The 9,646-nt window shown below is 63.4% G+C and carries 8 protein-coding genes; 2 read left to right on the top strand and 6 right to left on the bottom strand.

Annotated features, from left to right (window positions below; genetic code table 11):
* Positions 1–140: 140 nt before the first annotated feature.
* The 6 genes from C7G41_RS06070 to C7G41_RS06045 all read right to left on the bottom strand — a co-directional run bounded on the left by C7G41_RS06070 (position 141) and on the right by C7G41_RS06045 (position 7,007).
* Positions 141–1,340, bottom strand: a complete 1,200-nt coding sequence (locus C7G41_RS06070) for an ABC transporter substrate-binding protein (protein WP_106941715.1) — start codon at positions 1,338–1,340, stop codon at positions 141–143.
* Positions 1,341–1,421: 81 nt separating this feature from the next.
* Positions 1,422–3,260 (bottom strand): long-chain fatty acid--CoA ligase, encoded by a 1,839-nt coding sequence (locus C7G41_RS06065; RefSeq protein WP_106941714.1) that lies wholly within the window; start codon positions 3,258–3,260, stop codon positions 1,422–1,424.
* Between the two features lie 167 nt (positions 3,261–3,427).
* Positions 3,428–4,216, bottom strand: a complete 789-nt coding sequence (locus C7G41_RS06060) for an ABC transporter ATP-binding protein (RefSeq protein ID WP_106941713.1) — start codon at positions 4,214–4,216, stop codon at positions 3,428–3,430.
* A 4-nt stretch (positions 4,217–4,220) separates the two neighbouring features.
* Complete coding sequence (locus tag C7G41_RS06055; RefSeq protein WP_106941712.1) at positions 4,221–4,979, bottom strand: ABC transporter ATP-binding protein; 759 nt, start codon at positions 4,977–4,979, stop codon at positions 4,221–4,223.
* The gene (locus C7G41_RS06050) at positions 4,976–6,127 is read right to left on the bottom strand and encodes a branched-chain amino acid ABC transporter permease (RefSeq protein WP_106941711.1); all 1,152 of its coding nucleotides are present in this window, start codon (positions 6,125–6,127) and stop codon (positions 4,976–4,978) included. The genes C7G41_RS06055 and C7G41_RS06050 overlap by 4 nt, the downstream gene beginning before the upstream one ends.
* Positions 6,128–6,131: 4 nt before the next feature.
* Positions 6,132–7,007 (bottom strand): branched-chain amino acid ABC transporter permease, encoded by an 876-nt coding sequence (locus C7G41_RS06045; RefSeq protein WP_106941710.1) that lies wholly within the window; start codon positions 7,005–7,007, stop codon positions 6,132–6,134.
* Positions 7,008–7,270: 263 nt separating this feature from the next.
* Between C7G41_RS06045 and C7G41_RS06040 the strand changes: the two genes are divergently transcribed.
* Positions 7,271–8,020, top strand: coding sequence for an ABC transporter ATP-binding protein (locus C7G41_RS06040; RefSeq protein WP_199198260.1), 750 nt, complete (start codon positions 7,271–7,273; stop codon positions 8,018–8,020).
* Positions 8,017–9,546 (top strand): permease, encoded by a 1,530-nt coding sequence (locus C7G41_RS06035; RefSeq protein WP_106941708.1) that lies wholly within the window; start codon positions 8,017–8,019, stop codon positions 9,544–9,546. The genes C7G41_RS06040 and C7G41_RS06035 overlap by 4 nt, the downstream gene beginning before the upstream one ends.
* Positions 9,547–9,646 lie beyond the last annotated feature (100 nt).

Raw genomic sequence — 9,646 nt, 5'->3', positions numbered from 1 at the left:
GAAGCGCCGGATGAGGGGTTGTTTCCGCGAGTTCTATCGAGACAGATTCACGCCCGGAGAGAACCCCTCACCCGGCTTCGCTCACGCGAAGCCACCCTCTCCCACAAGGGGAGAGGGTGCAGCGCGCGGGCGGCAAGCGATCAAAACATCAGATTGTCCTTCACCAGAACCCAGCGGCCGCCCTTGACCTGCTGCACCTGGGTGATGGTGTTGGCGAGGTGGTCGGTCTTGGAGAATTTGGTCGGCGGCGAGTTGAAGATGTCGAGGAACTTGTCGCCCGATTCCAGCGAGTCCAGCATCTTCTGGCCGGTCAGATCCTTGCCCGCCTTGTTGGCGTAGAACGCGAACGTCATCACCGCGTTGTAGCCAATGATGGCCTGCGTGTTGGCGTCGGTGCTGAACATCTTCTTGTAATTGACCAGCCAGTCTTTCACCTTGCCCTTTGCGGTGTCCTCGTAGGGGATCTCGAATCCGGACGCCGCATAGAGCCCTTCGACGGCCTCCTTGCCGAGCATGGGCACCTCCATCACGTTGGTTGGCGTCGCGCCGAGGAAGGTGACGTCCCAGCCGAGCTTCTTGGCTTCCGTCATTGCGCCGATGGGCTCACGGAGCACAGCGCCGAGCACGACGAGATCGCAGCTGTCGGACTTCATCTTGGCGATCTGTGCGCTGAAGTCGGAGGCACCGCGCTTGTAGCTCGTGATCGAGGCCGGCTGGACCTTCATGGCAGTGAGCTGCTGGTTGAAGCCGTCGAGCACGTTCTTCCCGTACTCGTCGTCCTGATGCATGATGCAGGGCTTTTTGAAGTTCTTCCACTCCATCATGTATTTCAACGCCGCCCGCGTGCTCTCCACATAGGGCAGCAGATTGTTGAACTTCAGCCGCTCCTGCGGCTTGGCGGGATCGAACTTGAACGTGAACTCCGCCGCCGTCAGCGGGAAGAGCTGAAGCACACCGGCGTCGAGCAAAATATCCTGCGCCGCCAGGACAGTCGGCGAGCCCATTGGCCCCACCATCGCGAAGATCTTATCGCGCTCGATCAGCTTCTGCGATGCGAGCACAGCCTTCTTCGGATCGTAGCCGCTGTCCTCGACCACAAGCCGAATCTTTCGCCCCTGGACGCCGCCGGCGGCGTTGATCTCCTCGACCGCCATCTTCATGCCGTTTGAGACCGGCACGCCCCAGCCCTTGATCGGCCCCGACAGGTCCTGATGGGTGCCGATGACGATCTCGGAGGCCGAGATGCCCTCATTGGTGACCTTGGTCTGTGCCGCGGCAGGCAAACAGGTGAGCACCACCGCGCCCGCCGCAAAGCCGAACGTTCTCAACGATCTCGACATTGACGTCTCCTCTCCTTGGGGCCCTCTATGATGCGAAGGGTAGGGGCCGTCACTCCTTCGCTGTTATTCAAACAAGAATGTTCAAGCCACCGCCCGCGTCGGGTACATCGCTTCGATCTCGGCGGCATAGCGCTTGTTCACGAAGCCGCGCTTCAGCTTCATGGTCGGCGTCAGCTCCTCGTCCTCCGGAGTGAGCTGGCGTTCGATCAGATAGAATCTCTTGATGGTCTCGACGCGGGCGAAATTCGCATTGACCCCCTCGATCTCGCGCCAGATCAGGTCCTGGATCTCCGTCGCGCGGCACAGGCTGGCATAATTGGTGAAAGGGATGTCGTGGTCCTGCGCGAATTTCTCGACATTCTCCTGGTCGATCATCACGAGGCAGGTGAGGTATGGCCGCTTGTCGCCGATCACTACGGAATCCGAGATATAGGGCGAGAATTTCAGCTGGTTCTCGATCTCGGATGGCGTGATGTTCTTGCCGCCGGAGGTGATGATGATGTCCTTCATCCGGTCGGTGATACGGACGAAGCCCTCATTGTCGATGGTGCCGACGTCGCCGGTATGCAGCCAGCCGCGATGATCGATGGTCTCAGCTGTCCTCTCCGGCTGGTTCAGATAGCCCATGAACAGGAAGTCGCCCCTGATCAGGATCTCCCCGTCGGGCGACAGCGCCACTTCACCCCACGACACCGCCTTGCCGACCGAGCCGAGCTTGATCCGCTCCGCCGGCATCATGGTGGCGACGCCGCAATTCTCCGTCTGGCCGTAGACCTCGTGGATGTCGATGCCGAGCGCGAGGAACCAGCGGATCAGCTCCGGTGCGATCGGCGCCGCGCCGGTGAAGGCGATGAGGCAGCGGTCGAGCCCGATCATGCGGCGGATATTGCGGAAGGCGAGCCGATAAGCGATACCGTTCGCGATACGCAACGACAGCGGCGGCGACTTCCCTTCGATCCTGTAATCGACCATGCGATAGCCGACGTCGATGGCGCGCCGGTAGACCCATCGCTGCAGCGGGGTCGCGTCCTTCAGCGCGATGGTGATGGCGGAATAGAATTTTTCCCAGATGCGCGGCACCGCGAGGAAGATGGTCGGCTGCACCTCGCGCAGATTATCCGGCACCGTCTCCGGGCTCTCGGCAAAGTTCATCACCGAGCCGAGCGCGACCGAGATGTAATAGCCGCCGATCCGTTCGGCGACGTGGCAGAGCGGCAGGAAGATCAGCCGGTCCTCATCCTCGCGCGCTGGAATGAAATCGTTGGCGTGCCGCATCTGGTGCGTGACGCTGCGATTGGCGTGCATGGCGCCCTTGGGCGGGCCCGTGGTGCCGGATGTATAGACGAGGACCGCGAGATCGCTCGCGCCGCGACTGTCGACCATCTGCTGCCATAGCGACTCACGGCCGAGCATGTGGTTGCGCCCGAGCGCACGGAACTCGTCGAGCGACATCACCATCTCGTCGGAGAAGCCGCTGAGGCCCTCCATGTCGAACACGATGATCTTGCGCAGAGACGGGCAGCGTGCGCGGCAGGCCAGGATCTTGTCGAGCTGCTCCTCGTCCTCGGCGAAGATCACACTCGTTCGGGAGTCGTTGACGAGATATTCGACCTGGGATGAGGCATCGGTCGGATAGATCCCGGAAGAGACGCCGCCGGCGCACAGAATGCCCATGTCGACATGGACCCATTCCGGCACGGCGTTGGCGATGATGGAAGCGACGTCGCCGGGCCTGAAGTCGATGGCATGCAGCGCGTAGGCGACCTCCTTCGAGATCTCCAGCCATTCGCGCCAGCTGGTCGGCTGCCAGATCCCGAATTTCTTCTCGCGTATAGCCGGCCTGTCGCCCCGCGTCTCCGCGGCGCGCAAAAAGCTCTTCGCGATCGTGTCAGCGACCGTCAGCACTGCCGGTCGGGCCATGCACGTCTCCTCCTTGTCGCGTTCCCCTCCGCTGCCTGCCTTGCCGGCGGTCTATTGTTGCGAACGAGTCTCCCGATCTAACGCCAAGTCTTCCTTCAACGCCAAGTCTTGCTTCAGGGCCAAGTCTTCCTTCAACGCCAAGTCTTGCTTCAATTCCAAGCCTTGCTTCAACGCCAAGTCTTCTTCTTTTTCCAGCGCCGCTCGCCACGGGCGCCCGCTTCCTTGGCGCCAAGGTAGAATTCCTGGATGTCCTGGGAATGCATCAAGCGGTCGCAGGTGTCGTTCATCACGATCCGGCCGATCTCCAGCACATAGCCATAATGCGCCGTCTCCAGCGCCACCTTGGCGTTCTGCTCGACCAGCAGGATCGACATGCCCTGCTCCTCGTTGACGCGACGGATGATGGCGAAGATCTCCTTCACCAGCAACGGCGACAGCCCGAGCGAGGGCTCGTCGAGCAGCAACAGCGTCGGCCGGTTCATCAGCGCACGGCCAATCGCGAGCATCTGCTGCTCGCCGCCGGAGAGCTGTCCGGCCGGCTGGTTGATGCGCTCCTTCAGCCGCGGGAAATAGCCGTAGACGCGCTCCAGATCGTCGGCAACGCCGTCGCGATCCCTGCGCGGATAGGCACCCATCATCAGGTTCTCGCGCACGGAAAGGAACGGGAACACCTCACGTCCCTCCGGCACATGGCTGAGGCCCAGCCGCACGATCCTGTCCGCCTCCATGCGCTGGATGGACTTGCCCATGAACTCGATGGCGCCCTTCTGCGGATCGAGGATGCCCGAGATCGTCTTCAGCACCGTGGTCTTGCCGGCGCCGTTGGCACCCAGCAGCGTGACGATGCGGCCGCGCGGCACTTCGAGCGAGATGCCGCGGATCGCCATGATCGGCCCGTAATAGCTCTCGATGTTGGAGAGTTTCAGGATGATGTCCGGTGTCGCCACGGCATCCATCGCGTCAGGCTCCCAGATAGGCGGCGACGACATCGGGGTGCTGCTGCACTTCGGCGGGCGAGCCCATCGCCAGCACCCTGCCGTAGTTCAGCGCGATGACGCGGTCGGAGACGCGATTGACCAGCGACATGTCGTGCTCGACCATGAGCACGGTGACGCCGAGTTCGCTCTTGAGGTCGCGGATCCAGAACGACATGTCGTCGGTTTCCTCCACGTTGAGGCCGGAGGACGGCTCGTCGAGCAGGATCAGCTTCGGCTCCGAGCACAGCGCGCGCGCCAGCTCGATCACCTTGCGCACGCCGTAAGGCAGACCCGAGATCAGCTTGTCGCGGTAAGGCTCGAGATCGAGGAATTCGATGACCTGCTCGACCCTGCGGCGATGCAGCTTCTCGTCGGCCCGTACGCCTGGCAGGAACAACAGCTCCTGCCAAAGCTGCGTGGTCGAATGCCGGTGGCGGCCGACCAACAGGTTCGACAACACCGTCGCGTTCTCGAACAGCTCGATGTTCTGGAACGTGCGGGCGATGCCGAGCCTTGCGATGTCATGGGGCGGCTGCTCCGTGATGTCCTGATCCTCGAAAAAGATGCGGCCCGAGGTCGGCCGGTAGATCCGCGAAATCAGGTTGAAAATCGAGCTCTTGCCGGCGCCGTTGGGCCCGATGATCGAGAGGATCTCGCCCTTTTCGACCGCGAACGACACCGCGTCGACGGCCTTCAGCCCGCCGAAATGCAGCGACAGACTCTCGGCGCGAAAATAGCTCATCGGTTGCGCTCCGACTTCACATAGATCTTCTGCCGCTTGAAGGTGGCGCGCTTGTAGAGCGGGAACAGCTGGAAGAAGAGTTTGATCTTGAGCCAGCGGCCGTAAAGCCCGAGCGGCTCGAACAGCACGAACAATACGATGATGATGCCGTAGATCGCGCCTTTCAGGCCGTTGAGCGAGGCAAAGGCCGCGACCTTTGACTGGACATTGGCTGCGGTTTGCGTGCCCGCTCCGAAGGTCGCTGCAATGCCGGCTATGATGCCGGGCATGTCGTCCTTGAGGTAGGTCAGGAACGGATCGATCATCACAATGAAGATCGCCCCCAGCACCGCGCCGTGCAGGCTGAAGGTGCCGCCGATCAGGATCACGATGATGAACTCGATCGAGAGCTGGAGCGTGAACATCTCCGGCGAGATGAAGGAGAGCTTGTGCGCGAACAACACGCCGGCGAAGCCGGTGATCGCCGCGGAGATCGCAAAGGACTTCACCTTGTACAGCGCGACATTGACGCCCATGCTGCGCGCCGCGGTCTCGCTGTCGCGGATCGCAACGAAGGCGCGCCCGGTCGGCGAACGCAGCAGATTGAGCGTACCGACGATGGTCAGCACCAGCACGGCGAGGCAGAGGAAATAGAAAGTGGGGCTATCGCGCGGCACCGCAACGCCGAGCAGCGACAGCGTCTTCACCCGCATGCCCTCGTTGCCGTGAGTCACGCTCTCCCAACGCGCCAGGATCTCCTCGACGATCAAGGCGAAGGAGATGGTGGCGATGACGAGGTAGATGCCCTGGAGCCGCAGCGCGGGAAAGCCGACCAACGCGCCGATGCACCCGGACAGAAGGCCTGCGGCGAGGAAGTAGACCGGGAACGGCACGTTGTACGTCTGCAAGTACGCCGCCGTGTAGGCGCCGATCGCGAGGAACGCCGCGTGCCCGAGCGAGGCCTGCCCGGTGAAACCGGTCAGGATCAGCAGCGCCACGCCGACGGTCGCATAGATGCAGACGAAGACGAGCTGGCTCATCAGATAGCTGGAGAGCACATAGGGCGCGATCAGCAGCACGGCCAGCAGGAGACCGTATGAGACGTAATAGCCCGAATGCGGAAACAGCCTGATGTCGTCCTCGTAGTCGGTCTTGAACAGGAAGCGCATGCGTTCAGACCTTCTTGCGGACGTGAAGGCCGAACAGGCCTTCGGGCTTGAGCAAGAGCACGGCGAGCAGCACGATGTAGGGCGCGACGTCCTTCCAGCCCTCGGCCAGATAGAAGCCGGCCATGCTCTCGATGACGCCGATCAGGACGCCGCCGACGACGGCGCCGGGGATCGAGCCGAAGCCGCCGAGCACGGCGGCCGGAAACGCCTTCAGGCCGAGCACCAGACCGACATTGGAGTGGATGAAGGTGATGGGCGCCAGCAGCACGCCGGCGCAGGTCGCAACCGCCGCGCTGATCGCCCACACGATCGAGACCACGCGCTTGACCGGAATGCCCATGTAATAGGCCGCGAGCATGTTCTCGGAGCTGGCGCGCATCGCAGTGCCGAGCGTGGTCTTGTTGAAGAACAGATAGAGCAGCGTGCACAGGATCATGGTCGCCGCGATCACCGAGAGCTTGTCGTAGGCGAGCACCAGCGAGCCGATGCGCAGCACGCCCTGGCTAAACGGCGTCTCGATCTTCAGATCATCGGTCCCCCAGATCATGCCTGCGATCGAGCGCAGGAAGTAGCCGAGCCCGATGGTCGCCATGATGATGGAGAACTGCGGATAGCCGAGGATCGGCCGCACCACCACGCGCTCGGCCAGCATGCCGAACAGCGCCATCGCCGCCACCGCACCGGCAAAGCCGATCCAGTAGTTCAGGCCCATCATGCCGATGAAGGTGAAGGCAAAGAAGCCGCCCAGCATCATCAAATCGCCCTGGGCGAAATTGACGACTTCGGTGGCCTTGTAGACGAGCACGAAGCCGAGCGCGATCAGGCCGTAGACGCAGCCGAGCGCAACACCGCTGACCAGCTGCTGAACGAAATCCAGCATCGTCGCGCATCCTCCCGATACAACCGGCGGTTCTTCCTGACCGCCTTGCCGCATCTTGTGTTCAGTCGCTACGCAGTCGTTTCGCTGCGTTCGCGCCATTCGTCCCTTCGCCAATTCAGCCTGAACCGCCAAGCGCTGTCAACAAACGGTGACTTGCCATTAGTCCAATCCGGATGACGGAATTTGCGGCAGCGCGATTCACGGTGCCGAAACATCTTCGGGTCATGGTCGCGAGCGATGCAAAACCGCAAGGTGTGACCACCATGAAGCCGGACGATTCGGCGCTCGAAGTCCTGGGGTTAACGAAGCGTTTTGACCGTCTGGCGGTCGATAACCTCGATCTCACCATCCATGCCGGCGAATTCTATGCGCTGGTCGGCCCCAACGGCGCCGGCAAGACCACCACTTTGCGCATGGTTGCGGGCCTTTTGCGGCCCGATGCCGGCGCGGTCTCCATCTTCGGCATCGATGCGCTCCAAAACCCCGTCGCCGCCAAGCAGGTGATGGCGTGGGTCTCCGACGAGCCCATGATCTATGACAAGCTCACGCCGCTCGAATATCTCGAATTCGTGGCCGGTCTGTGGGGCATCGCACCATCGGCCTCGGAACCAGTCGCCGCGGGGCTCCTGAACTCGCTCGGGCTCGAGCCGCACCGGCACGAACGGTGCGAGGGATTTTCCAAGGGCATGCGCCAGAAAGTCGCCCTCGCCGGCGCACTGGTGCACGATCCCCGCCTCATCATCCTCGACGAGCCGCTGACGGGACTGGACGCCGTCTCCGCCCGCCATGTCAAAGGACTCCTCAGCGAGCGCGTCCGCGCCGGCTGCACCGTGATCATGACCACGCATATTCTCGAGGTCGCCGAACGCATGGCTGACCGCATCGGGGTGATCGCAGCCGGGCGCCTGGTTGCCGAGGGCACGCTGACCGAGCTCCGGCAGCAAAACGGGCACGCCGATACCAGTCTGGAAGATCTGTTCATCGCCCTGGTGACGCTCCAGGAAGCCGCATGAGCTCGGCCACCGCGCTGTCCTGGTTCGCCCGCCACGAGCTCCGGCTCGCCTGGCGCGAATGGCTCGGCATGATGACCGGCGGGCGGCGCAAACGAACGCGTGCCGCGGTGATCGGCCTGCTGTTGTTCGCGGCGCTGCTGCATGTGCCGGCCTGGGCGGTGATCGGCCGCTTCGCCGACCTGCAATTGCCGCTCGACAAATCCTCGCTGATCGTGATTTCGGCGACGATTTTTCTCGCCTGGACGCTGATGCTGTCGCAGGCGATCGAATCGGTGACGCGGGTGTTTTACGCACGCGCCGATCTCGACCTCATCATGTCCTCACCCGCGACGCTGGCCAATCTGTTCTCGGTGCGCATCGCCGCGATTGCGCTCACCGTCACGGTGATAGCGCTGCTGTTCTCGACGCCCTTCATCGACGTGCTGGTGTTCGGGGGCGGCGCGCGCTGGCTTGCAGCGTTCGGCGTCGTCGTCGCCATGGGCCTGTCGGCCGCAGCGATCGCGATCGCCGTCACCATTCTGCTGTTCCGCCTGATCGGCCCGGCGCGGACACGGTTCGTCGCCCAGATCCTTGCCGCGATCATCGGCGCCGGCTTCGTGATCGCGCTCCAGGTCGCGGCGATCATGTCCTACGGCACGCTGTCGCGCTTCACCATCCTGACCTCGGGTAGCCTGGCCGCTTACGCGCCCGATGCCGACAGCATCTGGTGGTGGCCGGCACGGGCGGCGATGGGGGACGCCGAAGCGCTGCTGCTGCTCCTGGCGCTCGGGCTCGTGCTGCTCGGAAGCGTCATGGCGATCTTCTCGGGCCGTTTTGCAGACACCGCGATCGATGCCGCCGCCTATGGCGCGTCTGGCCGTCGCAGCGCGAAGGAGCGCCCGTTCCGCGGCGGATCGCGGCAGCATGCGCTGCGGCGCAAGGAATTTTCGCTGCTCTGGCGCGATCCCTGGCTGATCTCGCAGACGCTGATGCAGCTGCTCTATCTGGTGCCGCCGGCGCTGCTGCTCTGGCGCAGTTTTGCCGACAGCTCCGCGGCGCTGACGCTGATCACGCCCGTCATCGTCATGGCGGCGGGACAACTCGCCGGCGGGCTTGCCTGGCTGACGATCTCGGGCGAGGACGCGCCCGACCTGGTTGCGACCGCGCCGCTGACGCCGTCCAGCGTCACCCGCGCCAAGATCGAGGTGGTGCTGATCGCGATCACCGTCATCTTCTGCCCGCTGATCGCAGCATTGGCTTTCGCCTCGCCGTTCCAGGCCGCGGTCACCGCAGGTGCGGTCATCGTCAGCGCGGCCTCGGCGACCGCGATCCAGCTCTGGTTCCGGGTGCAGGCCCGGCGCAGCCAATTCCGCCGCCGCCAGACCTCGTCGCGGCTTGCGACCTTCGCCGAGGCGTTCTCCTCGATCGGATGGGCTGCCAGCGCCGCGCTGGTTCTCGCGCTGCCCATCGTCGGTCTCGTCAGCGGCCTGATCACTGCGAGCCTCGTCGCCATCACCTGGAAGTTCAGCCCAAGGCGGGAATCATAAAAGGCGGGCGTGGGGGTGCGACACTGGCGCGCTGTTGATCGCGCGCTGTTGGCCACGCGCTGCATTGCACGCTAGACTTTCCCTGAAGTCATAGGGGGTG

The sequence above is a fragment of the Bradyrhizobium sp. MOS002 genome, assembly GCF_003020115.1.
GTDB lineage: Bacteria > Pseudomonadota > Alphaproteobacteria > Rhizobiales > Xanthobacteraceae > Bradyrhizobium.
The sequence above is the reverse complement of the archived record's forward strand: the minus strand, read 5'-3'. Positions and strand labels throughout refer to the sequence as shown.

Bases quoted from the DNA above. Each gene is read 5' to 3' on its own strand.
- C7G41_RS06070 (WP_106941715.1), bottom strand. From the start codon at position 1,340: ATGTCGAGATCGTTGAGAACGTTCGGCTTTGCGGCGGGCGCGGTGGTG.
- C7G41_RS06065 (WP_106941714.1), bottom strand. From the start codon at position 3,260: ATGGCCCGACCGGCAGTGCTGACGGTCGCTGACACGATCGCGAAGAGC.
- C7G41_RS06060 (WP_106941713.1), bottom strand. From the start codon at position 4,216: ATGGATGCCGTGGCGACACCGGACATCATCCTGAAACTCTCCAACATC.
- C7G41_RS06055 (WP_106941712.1), bottom strand. From the start codon at position 4,979: ATGAGCTATTTTCGCGCCGAGAGTCTGTCGCTGCATTTCGGCGGGCTG.
- C7G41_RS06050 (WP_106941711.1), bottom strand. From the start codon at position 6,127: ATGCGCTTCCTGTTCAAGACCGACTACGAGGACGACATCAGGCTGTTT.
- C7G41_RS06045 (WP_106941710.1), bottom strand. From the start codon at position 7,007: ATGCTGGATTTCGTTCAGCAGCTGGTCAGCGGTGTTGCGCTCGGCTGC.
- C7G41_RS06040 (WP_199198260.1), top strand. From the start codon at position 7,271: ATGAAGCCGGACGATTCGGCGCTCGAAGTCCTGGGGTTAACGAAGCGT.
- C7G41_RS06035 (WP_106941708.1), top strand. From the start codon at position 8,017: ATGAGCTCGGCCACCGCGCTGTCCTGGTTCGCCCGCCACGAGCTCCGG.